This window comes from Caballeronia sordidicola (genome assembly GCF_001544455.2).
Classification (GTDB): domain Bacteria; phylum Pseudomonadota; class Gammaproteobacteria; order Burkholderiales; family Burkholderiaceae; genus Caballeronia; species Caballeronia sordidicola.
The window spans coordinates 364,833-385,909 of sequence record NZ_FCOC02000003.1; the positions used below are offsets into that span (position 1 = coordinate 364,833).

At 60.2% G+C, this 21,077-nt stretch carries 17 protein-coding genes; 7 read left to right on the forward strand and 10 right to left on the reverse strand.

What is annotated here, in order from left to right:
* The first annotated feature begins 3 nt into the window (after positions 1 to 3).
* Entirely contained in the window at positions 4 to 1,632 is a 1,629-nt protein-coding gene (locus AWB64_RS07995) for a S10 family peptidase (RefSeq protein ID WP_060818152.1), read from the forward strand.
* A 98-nt stretch (positions 1,633 to 1,730) separates the two neighbouring features.
* Positions 1,731 to 3,881 carry a catalase HPII gene (katE, locus tag AWB64_RS08000; RefSeq protein WP_060818153.1) on the forward strand — a complete coding sequence of 717 codons (2,151 nt, stop codon included), beginning with the start codon at positions 1,731 to 1,733 and terminating at the stop codon, positions 3,879 to 3,881.
* A gap of 109 nt (positions 3,882 to 3,990) precedes the next feature.
* Here the strand turns inward: katE and AWB64_RS08005 are convergent, their stop codons facing one another.
* Positions 3,991 to 4,314, reverse strand: a complete 324-nt coding sequence (locus tag AWB64_RS08005) for a DUF4148 domain-containing protein (RefSeq protein WP_060818154.1) — start codon at positions 4,312 to 4,314, stop codon at positions 3,991 to 3,993.
* A gap of 153 nt (positions 4,315 to 4,467) precedes the next feature.
* Here AWB64_RS08005 and AWB64_RS31900 point away from each other — a divergent pair, with 153 nt between their 5' ends.
* From AWB64_RS31900 to AWB64_RS08015, 3 genes are all read left to right on the forward strand, one after another.
* Complete coding sequence (locus AWB64_RS31900) at positions 4,468 to 4,671, forward strand: hypothetical protein (protein WP_167353908.1); 204 nt, start codon at positions 4,468 to 4,470, stop codon at positions 4,669 to 4,671.
* Positions 4,631 to 8,089, forward strand: coding sequence for an ATP-binding protein (locus AWB64_RS08010; RefSeq protein ID WP_060818155.1), 3,459 nt, complete (start codon positions 4,631 to 4,633; stop codon positions 8,087 to 8,089). The genes AWB64_RS31900 and AWB64_RS08010 overlap by 41 nt, the downstream gene beginning before the upstream one ends.
* A gap of 134 nt (positions 8,090 to 8,223) precedes the next feature.
* A complete protein-coding gene (locus tag AWB64_RS08015; RefSeq protein WP_244163981.1) occupies positions 8,224 to 8,724 on the forward strand; it encodes a hypothetical protein in 501 nt (166 codons plus the stop codon).
* Positions 8,725 to 8,805: 81 nt separating this feature from the next.
* Here the strand turns inward: AWB64_RS08015 and AWB64_RS08020 are convergent, their stop codons facing one another.
* The 8 genes from AWB64_RS08020 to AWB64_RS08060 all read right to left on the reverse strand — a co-directional run bounded on the left by AWB64_RS08020 (position 8,806) and on the right by AWB64_RS08060 (position 17,932).
* Positions 8,806 to 9,984 (reverse strand): TIGR03364 family FAD-dependent oxidoreductase, encoded by a 1,179-nt coding sequence (locus tag AWB64_RS08020; RefSeq protein WP_060818156.1) that lies wholly within the window; start codon positions 9,982 to 9,984, stop codon positions 8,806 to 8,808.
* A 663-nt stretch (positions 9,985 to 10,647) separates the two neighbouring features.
* Positions 10,648 to 12,132 (reverse strand): amidase, encoded by a 1,485-nt coding sequence (locus AWB64_RS08025; RefSeq protein ID WP_060818157.1) that lies wholly within the window; start codon positions 12,130 to 12,132, stop codon positions 10,648 to 10,650.
* 37 nt (positions 12,133 to 12,169) lie between these two features.
* The gene (locus tag AWB64_RS08030) at positions 12,170 to 12,832 is read right to left on the reverse strand and encodes a GntR family transcriptional regulator (protein ID WP_060818158.1); all 663 of its coding nucleotides are present in this window, start codon (positions 12,830 to 12,832) and stop codon (positions 12,170 to 12,172) included.
* A gap of 18 nt (positions 12,833 to 12,850) precedes the next feature.
* Positions 12,851 to 14,158, reverse strand: coding sequence for an amidase (locus AWB64_RS08035; protein ID WP_060818159.1), 1,308 nt, complete (start codon positions 14,156 to 14,158; stop codon positions 12,851 to 12,853).
* A 3-nt stretch (positions 14,159 to 14,161) separates the two neighbouring features.
* The gene (locus AWB64_RS08040) at positions 14,162 to 15,157 is read right to left on the reverse strand and encodes an ABC transporter substrate-binding protein (protein ID WP_060818160.1); all 996 of its coding nucleotides are present in this window, start codon (positions 15,155 to 15,157) and stop codon (positions 14,162 to 14,164) included.
* Complete coding sequence (locus AWB64_RS08045; protein ID WP_060818161.1) at positions 15,154 to 15,969, reverse strand: ABC transporter permease; 816 nt, start codon at positions 15,967 to 15,969, stop codon at positions 15,154 to 15,156. Before AWB64_RS08045 ends, AWB64_RS08040 begins: the two co-directional genes overlap by 4 nt.
* Positions 15,962 to 16,825 (reverse strand): ABC transporter ATP-binding protein, encoded by an 864-nt coding sequence (locus AWB64_RS08050; protein ID WP_060818162.1) that lies wholly within the window; start codon positions 16,823 to 16,825, stop codon positions 15,962 to 15,964. Before AWB64_RS08050 ends, AWB64_RS08045 begins: the two co-directional genes overlap by 8 nt.
* A 678-nt stretch (positions 16,826 to 17,503) precedes the next feature.
* Complete coding sequence (locus AWB64_RS08060; protein ID WP_060818164.1) at positions 17,504 to 17,932, reverse strand: response regulator; 429 nt, start codon at positions 17,930 to 17,932, stop codon at positions 17,504 to 17,506.
* A 160-nt stretch (positions 17,933 to 18,092) separates the two neighbouring features.
* Between AWB64_RS08060 and AWB64_RS08065 the strand changes: the two genes are divergently transcribed.
* Positions 18,093 to 19,298, forward strand: coding sequence for a GAF domain-containing sensor histidine kinase (locus AWB64_RS08065; protein ID WP_063493172.1), 1,206 nt, complete (start codon positions 18,093 to 18,095; stop codon positions 19,296 to 19,298).
* 62 nt (positions 19,299 to 19,360) lie between these two features.
* On the opposite strand, the gene AWB64_RS08070 is transcribed toward AWB64_RS08065, so the two are convergent.
* Positions 19,361 to 19,543 carry a hypothetical protein gene (locus AWB64_RS08070; protein ID WP_060818166.1) on the reverse strand — a complete coding sequence of 61 codons (183 nt, stop codon included), beginning with the start codon at positions 19,541 to 19,543 and terminating at the stop codon, positions 19,361 to 19,363.
* 459 nt (positions 19,544 to 20,002) lie between these two features.
* Between AWB64_RS08070 and AWB64_RS08075 the strand changes: the two genes are divergently transcribed.
* Positions 20,003 to 20,815, forward strand: coding sequence for a phytanoyl-CoA dioxygenase family protein (locus tag AWB64_RS08075; protein WP_060818167.1), 813 nt, complete (start codon positions 20,003 to 20,005; stop codon positions 20,813 to 20,815).
* Positions 20,816 to 21,077: the final 262 nt, after the last annotated feature.

Here is a 21,077-nt window from a genome sequence, read left to right on the forward strand (position 1 = left end):
ATCATGACGAACCCCGGCTCACCGGCGGCAAACAATGCAAAGGCTGCAAGCACGTCTTCGAGCAAAAAGGATCAGCCGTATTTCGATCCGACGCCTTATGGCAACGGGCCTGATGACGCCATCGATGCAACCCTGACCGACGAAAGCGCTGCGATCACGCATCATTCGGCGGTGATCGGCGGGAAGAAGATCGACTACACGGCAACGGCGGGGCATCTGGTGATTGTCGACCCAAGCAGTTCGAAGCCCAACGCCAAGCTTTTTTATGTTGCGTTCACGCAGGACAACCAGACCGAGGAAGCGCGGCCGCTGACGTTTTTCTATAACGGCGGGCCGGGTTCGTCGGCAGTTTTCGTGCTGCTCGGTTCCTACGCGCCAATGCGCATCAAGACGTCGACGCCCGACTTCACGCCGCCCGCGCCGTATCAGATGGAGGACAACCCGGACAGTCTGCTGGATAAAAGCGATCTCGTGTTCATCAATCCGGTTGGCACCGGGTATTCGGCGGCCATTGCGCCGAACAAGAATCGCGATTTCTGGGGCGTCGATCAGGATGCCGATTCAATCAAGCAATTCATCAAACGCTTCCTGACCAAGAATAATCGATGGAATTCGCCCAAGTTCCTATATGGCGAATCGTATGGAACGGCGCGTAGCTGCGTGTTGGCGTATCGCTTGCATGAAGACGGCGTGGACCTGAACGGCGTCACGTTGCAGTCTTCCATTCTCGATTACACGCAGACGGGAAATCCGGTCGGCGCACTGCCGACCGCTGCTGCCGACGCATGGTTTCATAAGAAACTCGGCGTACATCCGCGGCCTGCCGATCTGCTTGAATTTTCGGAAGAGGTGGCGCAATTCGCGCGCACGGATTACATAGCGGCGTTGCGCAAGTTTCCGCAAACCGACAACGATACAGTGGAGAAACTCTCTGAATACACAGGTATCGATAAAGCCACGCTGATTGCATGGAGCCTGGATATCGCTTCATACGACAGCCGCGGCAACTCGCTTTTTTTGACCACGCTGCTCAAGTCGAAGGGCGTGGCGCTCGGTTCCTACGATGGCCGCGTGACCGCTATTTCCACGGGCATTGCGGGAAAGATCGATCCGAATTCCGGCGGCAACGACCCGACCATGACGGCCGTGACCGGTGTGTACACCGCCATGTGGAACCAGTATCTGAACGAGAAGCTGATGTTCACGTCGACTTCGTCCTTCACGGACCTCAACGACCAGGCTTTTCTTAACTGGGACTTTCATCACAAGGATCCGACCGGGGCGGAAAAAGGCATGGACGACAAGGGCAACATCGTCCTTTATACGGCGGGCGATCTGGCCGCGGTGATGGCGTTGAACATCGACTTGAAGGTGCTTTCGGCGAATGGTTTCTATGATTTCGTCACGCCGTTCTATCAAACGGTGCTGGACCTGCAGCAAATGCCGCTCATCGATAAAACCGTGCGCGAGAATCTCTCGGCGAAATTTTATCCTTCGGGTCACATGATTTATCTCGATGGCGGTTCGCGCACGCAACTCAAGGCGGATCTTGCGAGCATGTATGAAGCGGCGACCGCGAATCATGAGGCGATGAGCCGTATTCGCGCACTGCAGCAACGCAAGAAAAGCTAGCGGTTGCATTGAGCGGCATTGGCGGGAACGCGGCTTGCGAACGAATGGCGAGCGCATGTCAGATGCGTCAGTCCAATTGCATACTGGAGTTCCCCTCAATGCCGACTTCGAAGAAGAATGGAGGCGCAACCGCGCCTTCGAAAGACACCAGCGCCGTTGCGCGCACACCGTCGCAGAACAACACCAATCCCAAGCTGGATAGCCTGGAGCAATTTCGCTCCGACGCGACCAACCAGGCGTTGACGACCAATCAGGGCGTCAAGGTCTCCGATAACCAGAACACCCTTAAAGTTGGTCCACGCGGTCCGTCGCTGCTCGAAGATTTCATCATGCGTGAAAAGATCACGCACTTCGACCACGAACGGATTCCCGAACGGATCGTTCATGCGCGTGGTTCCGCCGCGCACGGTGTATTCAAGCCGTACAAGGCTCACACGGACCTGACGAAGGCCGCATTCTTGTCGGATCCGAATAAGGAAACGCCCGTTTATGTGCGCTTCTCGACGGTGCAGGGTTCGCGCGGTTCCGCCGATACCGTGCGCGACGTGCGCGGTTTCGCCGTCAAGTTCTACACGGACGAAGGCAACTTCGATCTGGTGGGCAACAACATGCCGGTCTTCTTCATTCAGGACGCCATCAAGTTTCCTGATTTCGTGCATGCCGTGAAGCCGGAGCCGCACAACGAAATGCCGCAAGGCGGTTCGGCGCACGACACGTTCTGGGACTTCGTCTCTCTCGTACCCGAATCAGCGCATATGGTGCTGTGGACCATGTCCGATCGCGCAATCCCGCGCAGCCTTCGCACCATGGAAGGCTTCGGCATTCATACATTTCGTCTGGTGAATGCAGAGGGCAAGGGCAGGTTCGTGAAATTTCACTGGCGCCCGACCATCGGGTCCGCATCGCTCTTGTGGGACGAAGCGCAAAAGCTTGCTGGCAAGGATTCGGACTTCCACAGACGCGATTTGTGGGAAGCAATCGATATGGGCGACTATCCGGAGTTCGAACTAGGCGTGCAGATCGTGGAAGAGGATCAGGAGCATTCGTTCGACTTCGACATCCTCGATCCGACCAAGATCATCCCGGAAGAAATCGTGCCGATCACCATGCTCGGCAAACTCACGCTGAACCGCAACCCGGACAACTTTTTTGCGGAGACCGAGCAGGTTGCTTTTTGTCCGGGACATATCGTCCCGGGTATCGATTTCTCGAACGATCCCCTGTTGCAAGGCCGTTTGTTCTCATATACCGATACGCAAATCAGCCGTCTTGGGGGCCCGAACTTCCACGAAATCCCGATCAACCGGTCGCTCGCGCCAATGCACAATAATCAGCGCGACGCGAAACACCGGATGACGGTGAATCGCGGCCAGGCGTCGTACGAGCCGAATTCCATCGATAGCGGCTGGCCGAAGGAAACGCCGCCGGCCGCAAGCGGCGGTGGTTTTGAAACGTATCCGGAACGCGTCGACGCCGTGAAGATCCGGCAGCGCAGCGAGTCGTTCGCAGACCACTTTTCGCAAGCCACGTTGTTCTGGAAGAGCATGACGAAGCCGGAGAAGGATCATATTGTCGGCGCGTATTCGTTCGAACTGAGCAAGGTCGAGCGCAAGTTCATCCGTGAAAGGCAGCTTGGAATCCTGGCGAATATCGATAGCGAACTGTGTGCTCGAGTGGCTGAAAACCTGGGCCTTCCCGCACCAAAAGCCAATGCGACGCCAGAGCAACTGGGCAAATCATCCATCGAACAATCGCCAGCGTTGAGTCTTGTAGCCAAGGCGAAACCTTCGGTGAAGACGCGCAAGGTCGCGATCCTCGCCGCCAAGGGAGCGGACGTTGCTAGCATCAAGGCAATCAAGGACGCGCTTGCTGCCGAAGGCGCGCACGCGAAAGTCATCGCGCCGCAACTGGGCACGCTGGGCGACGGAGTCGAAGTCGATGCGACCATTCTCACCTTGCCATCTATCATGTTCGATGGCGTGGTTGTCGCCGGCGGCGCGGCGAGCGCCAAGCTGCTGTCGGAATCCGGCGATGCGCGTCATTACGTGCTCGAAGCATTCAAGCACCTGAAAGCGATCGGCGCAGTGGGAGATGGCGAGGATGTGCTTGCCGCCGCGCATCTGCCAACGGGCGACGAAGGCGTGAGCGTCGGCAGCGACGCGAAGAAGGTCATGAAGGCGTTCATCACCGCGATGTCAGGGCACCGGGTCTGGTCGCGTGCGGAGAAGGCGGAGACTGTGCCGGCCTGATTTGCGTTTATAGCGGCAGTTGATAAAAGAACCCGCGATGGATTTATCCATCGCGGGTTCTTTCATTCAATCAGGCCCAAATCGTTTCAACCCTTGCTTAGCGCTCGTTTTACTGTCCGAAATAAGTCGAGCGCGCACCGTCAGGCTGAGCAACAAGCGCACGCGTTCCAGCCGCGGACGAACCCGTCACCGACGGTCCATAAGACGTCGCCATCACGCCTTGACTTGTTTCCACGCGCTGCTCGGCGGCCTGCGTCTGCGCGGGGTAGCTCGTGTGATCGCCTTCCACGTTATAGCCCGAGCGTTCCATCTGGACCAGATCCGCCTTGACTGCGGCGCGGGTGACGGTGTCGCTGGATTGCTGCGCATTGGCGAGCACGGGTGCGCCTAATGACGCCGCAAGCACGACTGCGGGAATAAGCGTTTTGAGCATGGCGGTGTCTCCTCGATTGTCTTTGCTGCTAGCGCGCGTCTTTGAAAACCGGGCGGTTTATCGAAAACGCACGACACATGCCAAAGTGTAGGCACGCAAGAGGCATTTAATTAACGCTGAATTTCGCTAAATATTGTTGTGAGCGCCGCAATAATGACGCATTACTTCTCGATTAACGAAGCCTTACGTGAGCACTGTGCCAATTCGGACGATGCGTTGTTTCACGATCCTTTATTGGCCTTGTCACCGGGATTTGCGACACTGGCGATCCTCATCAAACAGGCGTGCATTGCGTCGTTTCCCTGGGGAATTGCTCATGGCTTCACAAAGGACGCTCATCGCGATAAAACCGCCTGACCTGGCGCACCGCGCGGCATTATTTCTCCTGTTGTTTCTGATCTGCGTTTCGGCGAACGCTTCGCCGAATGCGTTGGTAAATGCCGGTCAACCAAGGCCATTGATTGTCGGTGCGGTCCTGGGCGCTTTGCCGCCCATGGAAATGAGTAATCCGAATGAATCGGAAATTTCGGTGCGCGGCGTGTCCGCGGATTTTGCGCAGCACATTGCAAGCGCGTTGCAAAGGCCGCTTCAATGGCAGACTTTCGCCGACCGCGACGCAATGATCGACGCATTGCGTCAGCATCGAATAGATATGGCGGCCAGCGCAACCGGTAATGATGGTGGCCCCGCATTGCTCTATAGCCGGCCCTATGTCGCCACCAAGCAGGTTTATGTCGAGCGTCGTGTCGGTGGTGTTCGCACAGGAAGGCTTGCTTATGTGGAGGCGCAAACGTCGCTGCAGCGGCTGCGAAGTGCATATCCATCAATGCACCCGGTGGCTTATCGCGATGCGCTGAGCGCGCTGCTCGCGGTCTCCCTGGGCGATGCAGATGCTTTTGTCGGCGATCTCGTCACCGCAAGTTATGCGGTCGACCACTTCGATCTGATCAGCCTGACGCTGTCCGGCTTCGCACCATTCGACGAAGCCGGCTACAGCTTTGCGTTCGCCGCCGACGCTACGGGCGAAGCGTTACGGCGTCGCGCGGACGCGGCGCTCGCCGCATTGCCGGCCCGTTTTCTCATGGAAGTGCGTGCGCGATGGGGCGTCGCGGCGAACGTGACGTTCACGCAACCACTCGAATTGAGCGAAGCGGAGCGTGCCTGGATCGCGGCGCATCCCGTCATCGACTACTCCATGTACGCGGATGCCGCGCCCATGACTTTCCGCGATTCGAACGGCAAACCCGCGGGACTCGCCGTCGATATGCTGTCGGCTATCGGCGCATTGACCGGGCTGACGTTCAAGGGTCACTTGCGCGGTTCGACCGAAGCCGTCACCAAAGATATCTTCGATGGCGACGCTGCCCTGATTGCCTACGGACTGAGTACGGGACAGATTCCGCCGCAATTCGTGCCGAGCAAGCCATACGGCGAAGGCGTGCTTGCGATCGTGACGCGCACGGGAACCACGCCGCTTCGCGACGCGCGCGCGCTCGACGGAAAACGCGTTGCGCTATGGCGCAATCATGCGTTGATGACCATGTTGCGCGAACGTGTGCCTACTGCGCGGATCGTGGAGACATCGCCGATTACCGGCCAGTTCGACGCCGTGCTGAATGGCGACGCGGACGCGACGATCATCGACATGACGTTCGCGAACTATGCGGTAGGCAATCCGTACCGCGACAAGCTCGCGATCACGGGCGCTTTCGCCGATCAACCCGTACAGCACGGATTTCTTATCGCACGCGGCGAGCCGATGTTGCTTTCGATCGTGAACAAGGCCATCGCGCAGATGCAACCCGCCGAACTCGACGCCATCCGCCGCCGATGGCTGCTGATCGAACATCCCGAAAGCCAGTGGGAGCGGCGGCGTCCGCAGGTCATTTTTGGCGCGCTGCTGGCGGTGGCGCTGCTTGCTTTACTTGCCGGCTGGGGTGTATCGCTCAAGCATCAGGTCGCTCGGCGCCGTGCTGCCGAAGAGGCGATGCGGCGTGCCAGAAACGACGCCGAGAGCGCCAACCGCGCGAAGTCGGCGTTCCTTGCCGCGATGAGCCACGAGATCCGCACGCCAATGAACGCCGTGTTGGGCTTGCTCGAACTCGAGTTGCGCAGTCCGGGCGACCGGGCATCGACTGTCAAGGCGCTGGGCACGGCGCACGGCGCGGCGCGCGATCTGCTCGGCATGATCGACGACATTCTCGACATGGCGAAGATAGAAGCAGGGCGGCTGGCATTGACGCCTGCGCCGATGGAACTCGGCGCGTGGGTGAAAGGCGTCGCGGCGATCTACGAACCGGCGGCGCGTGTGAAGGGCTTGACGCTGACAGTGCGTGCAAGCGGCGAGCGCGAGCACGCGTGGGTCATGGCGGATGCGTTGCGGCTGAGGCAGGTGCTCGGCAATTTGTTATCGAACGCGATCAAGTTCACCGATGCCGGCGAGGTCGCGATCGACTATTCGATCGCGCTGACGAACACGCGCTGCGCGTTCATGCTCACTGTCTCCGATACCGGTCTCGGGATTGCCGCGGATCAGCAGGCGCGCTTGTTCGCGCCGTTCACGCAAGCGCGTCAGGAGCGGCCTGGGCGCTTCGGCGGGACCGGCCTGGGACTCAGCATCTGCAGGCGGCTGATGACCATGATGAACGGCACCGTCACGTTGGAGAGCACACCGGGGCAGGGCAGCCGGTTCACGGTCAAGGTGAGCCTGCCGGTCGCCGTGCCGCCCGCCGATAAGCCGGCCAGCGCTTCCGAAGATACTGAAACTCCCGTGCGCGCGGGTCTGCGGGTACTGGTCGTCGACGATCATCCGGCCAATCTCATCCTGCTCACGAGCCAGCTACAAAACCTTGGCTGCGAGATCAAAACGGCCAGCGAAGGCGCAACTGCTTTGGCGCGATGGGAACAGCAACGGTTCGAAGATTCGCCATTCGACCTGATCCTGACCGACTGCTCGATGCCCGTGATGAGCGGCGAGGACCTCGCCCGCGCGATCCGCAAGCGCGAAGCCGGATTCGAACGCATGCACGCCGGTTTGCCGGTCGCGCGGATACCCATTGTGGGCGTGACGGCGAACGCGCAGCGCGAGGCCGTCGATCTTGCGCTCGCGGCGGGGATGACGCAGTGCCTCGTCAAGCCGCTGGGACTCGACGCGCTGCGCCATGCGCTCGTGCTCGCCGCGCAGGAGCCCGGCGCTGCGCCAGAAACGGCGGAGCATGCGTCGCCGCACGCGTATGCGAGGTTTTTCCCGGTATCGGATGCGCCGATCCGGCTTTTGAAGCCTGCCACGCGAAGGCGTGCCTATGGTCCAGCGCGGGCTTTCCCATCGAATACGATCGGCCGGCAAACGGTGATGCCACCGCCGTATGTCCCGGCACAGCCTCACGAAAACCATTCCGCGCTGGCCGTCGCTACGCCCGCGCCCCGTTTCGATGCAGACCTTCTGAAAAGCTACGGCGCTCAGGCCGCGCCGCTCATCGATGCATTGAAATGGGCAAACCTGCTCGATCTCGATGAAACCCGCGCGGCCCTCGCTGCGAGCGACTTTCGCCGGGTGCAGGAGCTTGCGCACCGCATGAAGGGCGCGGCGCTGGTGATCGGCGCAACGCCTTTCGCCGACGCCTGCATTGCGTTACAGCGCGCGTGTCTTGAGCGCGGCGCGCATCCGTCTGACCTGACCGCAATCAACGATGCCTACGCGCGCTTGAACAAGGAAGCGTCAGCGCTGGATACGGCGCTGACGCAACACGCCGCGCTGGCACAGGACGACGGCTGACGTCTATATTTGTTGCCGACTCCGGGTTCACCATTAATGTTCATTGCCGTTATCGAGACGCGCATGTGTTTTAATTAGGCCCTCCTCTCGCTCCGACATTGGCCGCGCTGTTTTTGGCGCGGCACGCTTGCCGAATGAATAGAAGGCCTTCCTCGCATCACCGGCATGGTTCTCTCCTGGCGCTTGCCGCCGCGTGGTTCCTGCTTGCCGCCTGCAGTCTTGCTTACGCCCAGAAGCCCGGGTTGCTGGATCCGCGCGTGACACAGTCGACTATCGTGGACACGATCTGCCGTCCCGGTTACGCCGACGACGTCCTGCCTCCGTTCGAGACCCTGCAGCGACAAAAGGAACAATTGCTCAAGCAACGCCGTGTGGACCCGGCTGCCGCGTCGCAATACGCACTCGATCACCGCATGCCGATATTGCTTGGCGGCTCCCCCACGGCGACAGCCAATCTGGATATTCGCCGCTGGGATGGCCGCGCGGGCCAGCGCCGCAAGGAGCGGCTGGCCGTGTTCCTGAAGCGCTGCGTGTGTACCGGGGACTTGTCGCTTGCGGCGGCGCAAGCTGCCATGAGCGGTGACTGGTCCAATCAATTCCGGAATTTATCGAGTTCCACGTGTACGGGTGGTTAAGTGTCGTCGTTGTGACCGCTTCGTGGCTGCCGGTTGTCCATCGTGGCTGATGGACAAATAACGCCAGCATGCGGCACGGCGTCACACCTTAGGTAACGCTGCGCCATCGAGCAGATGGGCCGCTACACGTTCGCCCAATGCCGGCCCAATGCTCATTCCCACGCCGCTGTGCATGAACACGCCCGTGATGTTCGCCGCCGGGCGCAGCACGGAAAAAGGCGCGTCCGACGTGCGGGTCCGTGCGCCGTAAACGCCTTGCCATCGCTCTATAACTTCAAGCTCGCCGCCAAGCGTGTCCTGCGCGAGCGCGAGCAGCATGTCGTCGACAGATGCCGCGTTGAAGGGCGACGGATCTTCAGCGTAATCGTGCGAGTCGCCAATAATCAGGTCGCCTGCCGGAGTCGGGCTTGCCAGCAAATGAATGCCATGTTCGAGCAACGCGGGTTCTCGCGTGGCGATTTCGTCATGCAGCGCGGCGGCTTCGGGCAAATCCGAAAATGCGCCGTAATGCAGGCAGCTCAGACCCGTCAGCACGGAATGATCGAGGGCAAAAGGCTTCGCCAACCTGACGCGGAGCATCTGCAAACGGCACACGCGTGGGTCGATTGCCGCAAGCGCGGGCGCAAGCAACGACAAATAATCATGTCCCGCGCACACGACCACGTGTTCCGCACGCCACGCGCCAGCCGTTGTATCGATCACCCCGTCATCGATCTTCCGCACCAGCGTCCCAAAGCGAAAATCCACGCCATGCGCGCGGCGCAAGTAGCTGATCAACGCCGGTATCGCCTCGCGTGAAAAGACCTGCAGGTCGGCGCGGCCGTGCATGGCGGCATGGTGTTTGCGGAAGCGGCCATCGTAGAGATCGTTTAGCGCGGCGCGCGGCAACATGGCGGCGTCGTAGCCCGATTCCCGGGCGCGCGTTTCAGTGAACGCCTCCATGACGCGGGCTTCGGCCGGGCTGCGGGCGAACATCAGCGAGCCTGAACGCCGCGTGTGCAGTCCCGCTTCGCGCGCCCAGCCAAGCCATATTTCCCGCGATGCCAACGCGAGCGCATGCATTGCGCCCGGCGGCTGGCCGGTGACCAGCACCATGCCGAAGTTGCGAATGGACGCGCCGAGCGGCGTGCCGCTACGCTCGAAAACAGTCACGCGCAAGCCGCGCCGCGCGAACGCATAAGCGTGCGCCAGTCCGAGAATGCCGGCGCCGACAATGGCGACATCGGTATGAGGGGAAGTTTGGGTCGTCGTCATGGGCATTCATATTTGCGTACTACAATACGCGCGGTTTCATGTCTTTCAATCGATGCGACCCGCCTTGCTCCAAGCAGCCGGTCACCCGTTGGTCCAATCGCTTTTCATTCATTGCCGGCACTGTCCGGTGGTCCCGATGCTTGCCGAACAACGTCATCCCTTCAGGCGAAAGCCTTCCGTTGTAAAACCTACGCGCAGGCTTTGAGCCGATTCGAGCGAAGCAGTTACCACGCAATGTCAAGGTTCAGCCGTCCCAGCAGAAAGCTTCGCACGAAATCCTCTTCTACTTTGCGATGTCAACAGAATAAAGATCCTTGGCATGATATGCGGGACTCGGTTTAATGGGATTAGTCGGCCACTTTCAGACACTCGGCCCTAGCGGCTAGATCGCCGGCAATTGCAGGCATCAAATGGCTACCGACCGTGGCAACCCAGATCCGGCGGTCCGTTCCTATTCCTTCTGTGGCATTGCCGAAATGGGCATCAGCACAACGGGCGCGCATCGAATGCGCCGCATCGGCACGGTCCAGGATGCGGCTGCGGACGCGGCTCGAACCCGAAGCTGGCGGTCGCATCGAACAGGGCTTGAAGAGCAACGAGGGCGGCCGGCCCTGGATGATCAGTCACTGAGCCGGTGCATGTGATGCCAACTCGCCGCCGCGGAAGCGATCAGGCGATCGACGGCGGATGCGTCACGATGGACTTGAGTTCATGCGACGGTTCTGCGAGCGCGTGCAGGGCCGGCGTAGGGCGCGCCAGAGCATCGTCGCTCGCAAAGGCCGTTTCGAGCGCCTCCGCGATGTCGAGCAATCGCGCATCGCCGCGCAGCGCGCCGACCAGTTGAATGCCGAAAGGCACGGCCGCATGATCGACGCCGCATGGCAGAGACATAGACGGGTTCGTCATCATCGACATCACATAGGTAAGGCCGAGCCAGCGATAGTAAGTATCGAGCGGCTGGCCGTTGATCGCGTCGAGATGCCACTGCCGCCACGGAAACGCCGTAATGCACACCACTGGCGACATGATGACGTCATAGTGTCGCGCCTGCTCCTGAAAGCGACGATATAACGCGGTTTGCGTGGCATGTGTCGAGACCGCATCCGCGAGCGACATCGACGCGCCCATTTCGTAGTTCGCGCGCGTGTTCGGACCCAGCAGTGCGGGATCACGCTCATAGGTTTCGCGGAACTGCGCGACGAACTGCTGCGCGCGAATGACGTCGAAGCATCGGTCGATTCCGTTCAGATCGATGTCGACCGGCTCGCATACTTTCACATGACGTCTGATGGCTTCGACCTTTGCATGAAACGTCGCGCGCGTTGCGTGATCGAGCGCGCAGGTGCCGAAGTCGTCCGTATAGCCGATGCGAAGCGTCGATGCGTCCAGCGCATGGCCGCGCAACGGCTCGATGTCGTCGCGATAGCTCAACGGATCACGCGCGTCGTATCCGGCCTGCGCGGCGAGCAACAGGCGCACATCCGCGACGTTGCGCGCCATGGGGCCGCTTACCGTGAGCGGCGACCAGCCAAGCTCGCGCCGGTCGCTCGGAACGAGCCCCGGCGATGGCCGGAACCCCACGACGCCGCATAGCGAGGCTGGAATGCGCAGCGATCCGCCAGTGTCGGAGCCGGTGCAAAGCGGCAGCATGTCGGTGGCGAGCGCTGCCGCGGACCCGCCGGACGAACCGCCTGCGTTCAGCATCGGCGCAAACGGATTGCCCGTCGCGCCCCACACGACGTTGCGCGTATTCGCGCCCGCGCCCATTTCAGGCGTGTTGGTCTTCGCCGTGACGATCGCGCCTGCCGAGCGGATGCGCGCCACCATCGCGTTGTCGTGCGCGGGCACGTTGTCGCGAAAGAGCGCGGAGCCATACGTGGTCAGCACGCCTGCGGTCTCTTCGAGATCCTTCACGCCGATCGGCAGTCCGTGCAGCAGCCCAAGCTCGCCGCCGCGCATCGCCATGTCCTCGGCGCGGCGCGCTTCGATGCGCGCACGTTCGAAGCAGCGTGCGGCGAGTGCGTTGATCGCAGGATCGATGGCTTCCATCCGCGCGATACACGCATCGAGCAGTTCGACCGGCGACAGCTCGTGTGCGCGGATGAGCCTGCGTGCTTCGACGGCGGAAAGTGTCGTGAGCGAGTCCAGAGCCATATGGAATGTCTATGTGTCTAACTGTCGAGCCGGTTCGTCATGCGGCTTGCGCGGGCAGCGTCTGCTCCACGCCCTTGACGATCGCATCGCGTGTGTTTTCCAGATGCGCGCGCGTTTCTTCGAACGCCGCCTGTTCATTGCGCGTGCGATAGGCGTGGAGCAATCCGGCGTGTTCGCGATTGTTGCTGTTCATGATCGCATCGTCTATATGCATGGCCAGCGAAACATAGGGCCGCGCGACGAGCGACAGGCTTTTCACCATGTCGAAGAGCCGCGTGCCGCGTTCGCCGGACATGAGGCATTGATGGAACTCTTCGTTGAGAATGGCCCAATGCTCCGACGACGTGGTGGCGCACATCGAGTCATGCACCTGCTCGGCTGCCGCGAGCGCCGCATCGCTGGCATTCAGGCACGCGCGCGCGGCAAGCATGGGTTCAAGCACCATGCGCAGTTCATAAATCTCGCTCACGTCCCTGGCGCTGAGCGCGCGCGTAATGACGCCCTTGTTCGGATCAATCGAGACCAGTCCTTCCGCGCGCAGATCGCGAAACGCTTCACGCACGGGCGTCGTGCTGACATTCAGGCGCTTCGCGATTTCCTCCTGGCGCAGCCTCGAATTCGGCTCGTAGACGCCCGCGAGTATCTCGGTGCGCAGTGTGCCCAGCACATACTGCGCAATGGTGCGAAACGGCTGCGTCATGGTGGTCTCCGTGTCTTGTTATGCGGGTACGGTGCGTGCTTCGAACCCGAGCATTGTTTGGATCGATGCCGCCAGGCGCAGCAGCTTCATGTCTTCGTGCATGGCACCGACGATTTGCAGGCCGAGTGGCAAACCCGCTTCGCTCCAGCCGGAAGGCAGGTTCATCGCGGGCGCGCCGACGAAGCTCCAAGGTGCGCAGAAACGCGCATCGCCCGTATCGGCATGACCTGCGGGCGCTTCGCCGCTTGCGGGAACGGTGAGCAGCGCATCGCAGCCTTGCAAAAGCGCTACGGATTGCGCGCGCACGGTCGCCTGCAGCATCAACGCGTCCTGATACGTCGAAAGCGGCGTGGCCGCGCCTTGCGCAAGCAACGCGCGCATCTGCTCGCGAACGAGCGCGGGCGCGCGCTCACCGATGTGTCCGATTGCGCGATAGGCTTCGACCGCAAGGATTGTGAGTGTGGCTTCGCGCATCGCACGCAGATCCGCTGCGAGTTCGACTTCGACTATTTGCGCGCCGCCGTCACGCAGCCGTTGCAGGGAAGCATCGAAATTGTCGCGCTGATGCGGCGCGATGAGGTCGTCCCAGAACGGCGTGCGGATCACGCCGAGCCTGATCTCTGGCGCTGCGCCAAAGTGCTTGCGCCAGGATGTTTCATCGTCGAGTACATCGTGTGCGCCTTCGACGAACAGCGCGTGAGCGACCGCGATGTCTTCCACCGAGCGCGCAAAGAAGCCCACATGATCGAGCGATGCCGCGAGCGGATGAACGCCCTCCGTCGCTATGTTGCGATACGTAGGTTTGTAGCCGACCACGCCGCAATAGGCCGCGGGCCGCACGACCGAGCCGACCGTTTGCGTGCCGATGGCGAGCGGCACGATGCCCGCCGCGACCGCTGCCGCCGAGCCGCTCGACGAACCGCCCGGCGTATGCGCGCGGTTCCACGGGTTGACGGTGGCTGCGGGATCGCGCCACGCGAATTCGGTCGTCGCGGTCTTGCCGAACACGACACCGCCGAGCGCGCGTATCGACGAAGCGATGCTGGCGTCGCGCGCAGGGCGATGCCCCGCATAGGCGGCCGAGCCGTAGCAGGTCGGCATGTCGCATGTATCGACGAGATCCTTTACGCCGATGGGTACGCCCGCAAGGGTACGCGTGCACGCATCGCGCACGGCATACACGTCCGGCCGATGCACGAACGCGCGAAGCCACGGTTCGAGCGTATCGGCGCGTGCCTGCGCCTCTTGCAACGTGGCGCGCGCCGCTGCTTCGTCGTGCCGGTTTGCGAGAATCGTTGCAATCAATGAACACGGTTGGCCGCTCATCGTTCATTTGCTCGCGGTGCTGGTCTTGCTCACGGCCGCAGCGAACGAGTTGTCCACGCCGTTTGCGTAAGTGATCGCGCCCGGCTTGATGTTGCCGATCGATTCCTGCAGCGCGAGCGCATTCCTAAACGCCTGTTCGGAGATATCGGGCGTCGCCGCATAGATGTTCTGATCGATCAGCCGCTGCACCGCCGAATCGACGATCTTCGGATCGAGCGACGGAAACTCCGCGCGCGCCACTTCCTTCGCCGTGCCGTGCGAGCCTTGAATGATGGCCTCCGCTTCGCCGATGGACTTCACGAAGGCCGCGACCATCTTCGGCTTGCCCTTGGTGGTCGAGCTCAGCGTGTCGATGGTCGAGAACGCATAGCCGCCGGGATACGCCTTCGGGAAGGCATAGACGATTCGATAGCCTTGCGCGAGTCCCGTTTCCACCTGCGGCATGTAGAGCGCGGCCGCGTCCGAGCGGCCCGCGCTCACCGGCGCGAGTTCGGTGCCGATCTGCACCGTGTTCATCTTGACGTTCGCGAGCTTCTGTTCGGCGATCAGGCGTTGCAACAGATACGTGCTCGTGGAGGGCGGCAGCGCCGTCGCCACGCTCGTGCCCGCGAGGTCGCCCACGGTTTTGACCTTCGAGTCCTTCGGTGTGATGACCCAGACCGGCACGCCCGCGACGACGTTCGCCACGTTCACGAGCGATGCGCCCTTGAGATTGGCGAGCATCGCGGTCATGGGATCCTGCAGCGAGAAGTCCGCGTGCCCGCCGATGACCGCGGCCACGCCCGCCGCGCCGCTGCCTGCGGTGACCTTCTGCACGGCGAGACCGTTCTTCGCGAAGAGGCCCTTGTCGATCGCGACATAGAGCGGAAGATATTGAATCGACTGGAATGCCTGATAGATGACGACCGGCTCGCCCGACTGCGCATGCGCGGGCCCTGCGCCGAAAGCGATCATGCAGGCCGTGGCGAGTCCTGAGAACCAAGCGTGTGTCTTTTTCATTTTTTCTTCCATGAAATGATCTTCGCTTCCGCGAGTTGAACGATCCAGCTAAGAACCGATGCCATCAGTGTGAGCACGATGATGCCAAGCCACACGGTGTTGAGATCGAAGAGCGACCCCGCGACGAAGACCGCGTGTCCGAGCCCCGCCTGCGATGCGATGTATTCGCCGACCACCGCGCCGATCAGCGCGAAGCCGATGTTCACGCGCAGCGTCGAGAAGATCCACGGCAAGGCGCTCGGCAGGATCAGCTTCGTGAAGATCATCGAGGGCTTCGCGTGAAACGACTTGAAGAGGTTGAGCAAGTCGCGATCGACTTCGCGCGCTGCCGCGCACGAAGAGATCATCGCGACGGCGAAGGTGGAAATGCCCGCGAGCCATATTTTCGATGTTGCATCGGAGCCGAACCAGATGACGATGAGCGGTCCCAGCGCAATCTTCGGAATGCTGTTGAGAATGACCGACAGCCCTTCCGCAGCCCCTGAAATAGCGGGCAAAAACCACAGCAGCAAGCCAAGGCCGACACCGAGTGCGCTGCCGATCGCCAAACCCGCGAGCGTCTCGTACAGCGTGACCCATGTGTCCGTCGCGAGCGTGCCCTGCTTCAGTCCGATCACGGTGGCGTCATAGATCCCCATGGGCGAGCCGAGCAGCTTGCCGTTGATCCACCCGGCGCTTACGGCGAACTGCCACGCGACGACCAGCGCAACGACGAGGCCGATCACGGCGCTCGTCGTGCCGAGCCGCGCGGATTGGCGTCGTGCGGATTTCCGCTTGCCCGTGACGGGGGGTTGCAGAACGGCTTCACTCATGATCGGCTCCTGCGAGCGCGCGTTGCTGCCCGCTGCGTTCGGTGTTCGCGGATGCGGTGTGTCCACGCAAACCGTTCCATACGCGCGCATGGAACGAGCGGAATTCGGGGGCCTCACGCGCGGATACGGCGGTGCGCGGGCCATGCGTCGTCAGCACGATATCGATTTCGTCCTGAATGGTCGCGGGCCGGCCGCCCAAAAGAATGACGCGGTCGCTCATCGCAATGGCTTCTTCGATGTCGTGCGTGACGAGCACCACGCTCGTGCCGCTTCGCTCGCGCAGCGTGATGATGTCGTCTTCCAGCGCAAGACGTGTTTCGTAATCGAGCGCGGAGAAAGGTTCGTCGAGCAGCACGACCGTGGGATCGACGAGCAGCGTGCGCGTCAACGCCACACGCTGGCGCATGCCGCCGGAGAGCGAGTGCGGATACGCATCGGCGACCGCGCCGAGACCGTAGCGCGAGAGCATGTCTCTTGCGCGGGCGATATCGTCGGCGCGCACTTTGCGATGCAGTTCGACGCCGAGCAGCGCGTTCTGCAGCACGGTGCGCCACGGCATCATCAAATCTTTCTGCAACATATAAGCGATTCGGCCCAGCGCGCCATCCGCGCGTCCGCCGATGCCGATATCGCCGGATTGCGGCGTGAGCAGCCCCGAGATCAGATTGAACAACGTGCTCTTGCCTGCGCCGCTGCGTCCGACGATCGAGACGATCTCGCCGTGCCTGACCGAAAAATCGAGCTGCTCGAAGATGCTGACGCTCGCGCCGTCGGGCATCTCGAACGCGTGACTGAGCTGCCGCACATGCAGCGGGTCCGCGAGCGCCGTGCTTGCGGATGATGTCGATCCCTTCATGTTCGTCCTCGTGAGGTCGTACAGTGTGTCGGTGGCCGGATGCGATGCACAACACATAATGCACAATCAAAAAAACGCGTTGCACCGCGTCAAAAAAGAATGCGCACGCGCTGTGTGGCAATGGAGTGTGCATGCCATTGGTGCATCGCATGCCCCTGAAAAAGGCATGGTCCGGTGCGATCTGTCCGTTCGTCTCGAGTCCGCTGCTGCTTCCTGCGATCGGCCTCCTGCTCACCATTCCGATCTATGTGTTGGTCGCGCTGCCTTTCGCCGTCTGCGCGCTTCGAGCGTCTGCAATACGCTCGGACGAGGCGCGACCTCGTCACCCCGTTCATCGTGGTGGCGATAAAAGCCGTAACTTGTTGCCATTAAGTCGCACGCGTCGGTCGGTCCAGTTGCGCGCGAATCGCATCATCGAGTGAGGCATTTTGGATTCCTACTAAAACGGGTTAATACGTCGCCCGCTTTTGCACGGAGCCGATGTTCGGGTTTATAAGAGCAATGGCGGGACCGGTCCGGCTTCAAACGCTAAAAACGGAGCGACCTGCGACTGCAACCCATCGTGGCATCCGGTGAGCGCCTTGTCCTACCCGTCAATACAGCAAAAAATTTCGGGGTTTACAATGCACTTTTGCACGAATCTGTCAGCCCTTGGCAGGTGGCACGCGCTAATGCGGATCATTTTTCCGTCAGCCGTGCCAAGAGCGCTACCAACCGGCTGGGTGGCTCCCCTTTTTGGCAATAGGCGTCGAACTCGTGATCCGTTAGATGCCGGCGTACCTCGTGCTCGTCAAATGCCGTAAAGGCAATCATCGCTACATGGCTCGTGTGAGCGTGGGCGCGAATCAACTTCGCGGCCTCGTAACCGTTACATTCCGGCATTGAGATGTCCATGACAACCACATGTGGAGTCCATGCAATCGCAACATCAACAGCCTGCTTTCCACCGTATGCTGTCCGTAGTTCGAGATTTTCAAACTCCAAATACATGGCCAGTGCATCGGCAGCGTCCTGGTTATCGTCCACGACAAGAACGCGAAAGCGGTCTACACCCGACGTAACTTTCCGTCCTGTCCAAAGTCTTGCGCGCGCTGATTGCCAGGTCATTCTTCAACTCCACCAGTTGTTTCGTCACGGATACGCGCTCACATGAGACATTTCAAAGCAATCGTGAGACCCGTTCTTCACCAAGCTCAGGATATTGTCCCAAAATGAGTGCTAGCCCTCTTTCATCGTCCATATGAGTGATTCACAAAAAAATCCAGGTATGACCGCAGCGATCGCGCGAGACGTTGCGATGGTGGGCGCAATTAGCTCAATCCCAGCGATTCTTCGGGTGATCTGTAAAAACACAGGAATGGGGTTCGCCGCCGTAGCGCGCGTAACGGATTCGACGTGGACTGCGTGCGTGGTACATGACGAACTTGGTTTTGGGCTACAGGCGGGCGGACAGTTGGAAGTGCGGGCAACGATCTGCCACGAGTCGCGCAATAAACGCGAGCCGATTGTCATCGACCGTTTCAGCCACGATCCAATGTACGCGCACCATCGTGCAGCGCGGATCTACGGTCTCGAAAGCTATATTTCGGTGCCGATCATCCTGTCGACGGGTGAATACTTCGGGAACCTATGCGCAGTGGATGTAAAGCCTTCCCAGCCCTCTGACGAACGGATGACGAAAATGGTTGAGGCGTTCGCTGAAGTGATCGCTCTGCAGATCGAGAACGAAGGTCGACGAGAAATTGCGACGCGCTTAGCCGAGCGCCAACAAGAGGACGGACACCTGCGAGAGCAATTCATTGCAGTACTTAGTCATGATCTGCGTTCGCCCTTGGCGGTGGTGAGCGCAACAGGGGAACTATTGACTCTTCGACAAGCAGACGCCGACCTGGTGAGCATGGGAGCAAGATTACTTGTGGCCGCGCGCCGAATGAGCGCACTGATCAACGATGTCATGGATTTCGCGAGAGGAAGGTTGGGTGCTGGCATCGAGGCAGATATTGCACCCGAGCCTGAACTCGGAACCGCTTTGCACGAGGTCGTCAATGAGATAAAGATCGCCCACGCCGACTGCTCGATTGTCGCCGATATTTCGGTCGACCATGTGGCGTATTGCGACACGACCCGCCTTCAGCAACTACTGGCCAACTTGCTTTCGAACGCGGTCTTCCACGGGTCGCCGGATCAGCCGATAACGGTTAAAGCAAATCTTGCAAATGAGATATTGGAATTGAGTGTGCATAACGGCGGCAACGCGATCACGCCGGAGTCGATGGCAAAGTTGTTTGAACCGTACTGGCGCCCAAAGAACAGCAAGCCAGGAGGCGGCCTCGGACTGGGTCTCTTTATTTGCAGGGAAATCGTGAAGTCCCACCACGGAACGTTGAATGTGTCGTCGTCCGACCAGTCCGGAACGATCTTCACCGCAAAGGTGCCGATCAAACCCCATCGATACCAGCAGAGTCGCACTTAGCCTCGTGTGTTGACGGCCGTAAACGCGCTGAAAAGGACAGCGATTTGTTGTTGCCGTTTAGATTATTGAGTCGGCGGCACTGATCCGATTTTCTGGGAAAGCAACCGCTCATACGCGCCAAAATTCATGTCAACTTCAGTCTGTTCCACTGTGTTGACGGTGAGAGTGATCTGCTCTGGAAGCAAGCCAACCACTGTAGCGATGCCCACTTCAAGTTGCACGGCGCAACGCCGGTCTTCGGGCATGGTTGTTCCAACGAAGATGTCGCAGGCTTTTGTCGGGATCTCTGCACACGATCTCTACAAGTCGTGCCCTCACACTCATATTGTTCTCAATCGCCAAGCGCGCAATGTCCGCCCCAATGCGTCTCGTTGCCTATTGGGAAAAGGACGCATCTTCGAGCACGACCCCGCAGCTAGAGGAGCCGAGTTTATGTTCAATAACATATAAATCATTGAACAAATGAAAAAATGAACATAAGATTACTTTTAGTAGAGAACTGTCGCCCGCGAGTGTGTCCAAGCCTGTCCATAGAGTTCGTTCCCGATCACGTGGGAGATGAGGCTCCATGCCTGAATCTATGAGATCAAATGTTGGCAATGACGCGTCACGCCGGGACGACGCAACGCCGCCGTCAGTCGCACACTCGTTGGGCGTATCCAAGGCGGGTGCCGTAGCCCACCAATTTTTGATCAGGACCAGTCATGTCACTCACGTTGAATGTCGAACAGATGGATACGTTCCGCAAGGACGGCGTTGTTTGCCTGCGTAACGTCTTCAGCCCTGATTGGGTTGGACTGGTCGAGCGAGGTATCGCACGCAATCTGGCGGAGCCCGGCCCTTTCGCCAATTACGCGGACGGTGACAAAAAACAGTTTTTTCAGGACGCCAACAACTGGCAAAGAATCCCCGAATTCGAGGAGTTCGCACGTCACTCGCCAGCGCGACTGCTTGCCGCCCAACTGCTGCGTTCCAGCAAGATCAACTTTCTTCACGACCACACGCTGGTCAAGAGAGGGGGTACTAGCAAAGCGACTCAATGGCATCAGGATCAACCGTATAGCCCTGTCGATGGCTGGCAATTCTGCACTATCTGGATGCCGGTCGATCCGGTGCCTCGCGACGCGGTACTCGAATTCGTAGCAGGGTCACATAGCGACAATCGTTGGTATAGACCGCAGCGCTTTATCGACGGAAGCCTGCGTGAAGGTGATGACCCGTCCTGGGAGTTGTTGCCGGATATCGAAGCGGACCGAGCAGCGCATAACATTGTTGCTTGGGCGGTAATGCCCGGTGACGCATTGGTATTTCATGGTTTGACGCTGCACGGCGCACCGGGGAACCCATATGACACCGCGCGGCGAGTGTTGACCACGCGTTGGACCGGCGATGACGCACGCATGAATATACGCAAAGGGAAATTATCCCCTCCGCTGCCTGAGGTTGGTGCGCCGGCGCATGGCGCTGTGCTGGATTGCGACGCATTCCCGGTTGTATGGGGCGGTGTTAAAGCGTGATGCGATACGCTCGATGCACGCTCCTCGGTCTGCCTGGTTAAAGCCAGGTCGGTGGATTTAACCATGTTTAAAATGCACCGGTTTCCAGTAGTGGAACGGGCTCCGAGATCAAGTCACGAATATCGAACCGTGCCACTGATCAAGCCCTTCCTAAGCAGCGCACTCGAACTCTCCCAAACCGCCTTTCTCACAAGCTAGCGTCTTTTGCCCGGTCAATTCTTTGCGCCGGTAGATCTTTGGTCGTTTTTCCCGCCGCTTCTCA

Excerpts from the sequence above, each read along its gene's own strand:
- AWB64_RS08010 (WP_060818155.1), top strand. The coding sequence starts at position 4,631 with ATGGCTTCACAAAGGACGCTCATCGCGATAAAACCGCCTGACCTGGCG.
- AWB64_RS08030 (WP_060818158.1), bottom strand. The coding sequence starts at position 12,832 with ATGACGCAGCCGTTTCGCACCATTGCGCAGTATGTGCTGGGCACACTG.
- AWB64_RS08015 (WP_244163981.1), top strand. The coding sequence starts at position 8,224 with ATGAATAGAAGGCCTTCCTCGCATCACCGGCATGGTTCTCTCCTGGCG.
- AWB64_RS08070 (WP_060818166.1), bottom strand. The coding sequence starts at position 19,543 with ATGCCCGAAGACCGGCGTTGCGCCGTGCAACTTGAAGTGGGCATCGCT.
- AWB64_RS08035 (WP_060818159.1), bottom strand. The coding sequence starts at position 14,158 with ATGAGCGGCCAACCGTGTTCATTGATTGCAACGATTCTCGCAAACCGG.
- AWB64_RS08075 (WP_060818167.1), top strand. The coding sequence starts at position 20,003 with ATGTCACTCACGTTGAATGTCGAACAGATGGATACGTTCCGCAAGGAC.
- AWB64_RS08050 (WP_060818162.1), bottom strand. The coding sequence starts at position 16,825 with ATGAAGGGATCGACATCATCCGCAAGCACGGCGCTCGCGGACCCGCTG.
- AWB64_RS08020 (WP_060818156.1), bottom strand. The coding sequence starts at position 9,984 with ATGCCCATGACGACGACCCAAACTTCCCCTCATACCGATGTCGCCATT.
- AWB64_RS08040 (WP_060818160.1), bottom strand. The coding sequence starts at position 15,157 with ATGAAAAAGACACACGCTTGGTTCTCAGGACTCGCCACGGCCTGCATG.
- AWB64_RS08060 (WP_060818164.1), bottom strand. The coding sequence starts at position 17,932 with ATGACCTGGCAATCAGCGCGCGCAAGACTTTGGACAGGACGGAAAGTT.
- AWB64_RS07995 (WP_060818152.1), top strand. The coding sequence starts at position 4 with ATGACGAACCCCGGCTCACCGGCGGCAAACAATGCAAAGGCTGCAAGC.
- AWB64_RS31900 (WP_167353908.1), top strand. The coding sequence starts at position 4,468 with ATGACGCATTACTTCTCGATTAACGAAGCCTTACGTGAGCACTGTGCC.
- AWB64_RS08005 (WP_060818154.1), bottom strand. The coding sequence starts at position 4,314 with ATGCTCAAAACGCTTATTCCCGCAGTCGTGCTTGCGGCGTCATTAGGC.
- katE (WP_060818153.1), top strand. The coding sequence starts at position 1,731 with ATGCCGACTTCGAAGAAGAATGGAGGCGCAACCGCGCCTTCGAAAGAC.
- AWB64_RS08025 (WP_060818157.1), bottom strand. The coding sequence starts at position 12,132 with ATGGCTCTGGACTCGCTCACGACACTTTCCGCCGTCGAAGCACGCAGG.
- AWB64_RS08065 (WP_063493172.1), top strand. The coding sequence starts at position 18,093 with ATGACCGCAGCGATCGCGCGAGACGTTGCGATGGTGGGCGCAATTAGC.
- AWB64_RS08045 (WP_060818161.1), bottom strand. The coding sequence starts at position 15,969 with ATGAGTGAAGCCGTTCTGCAACCCCCCGTCACGGGCAAGCGGAAATCC.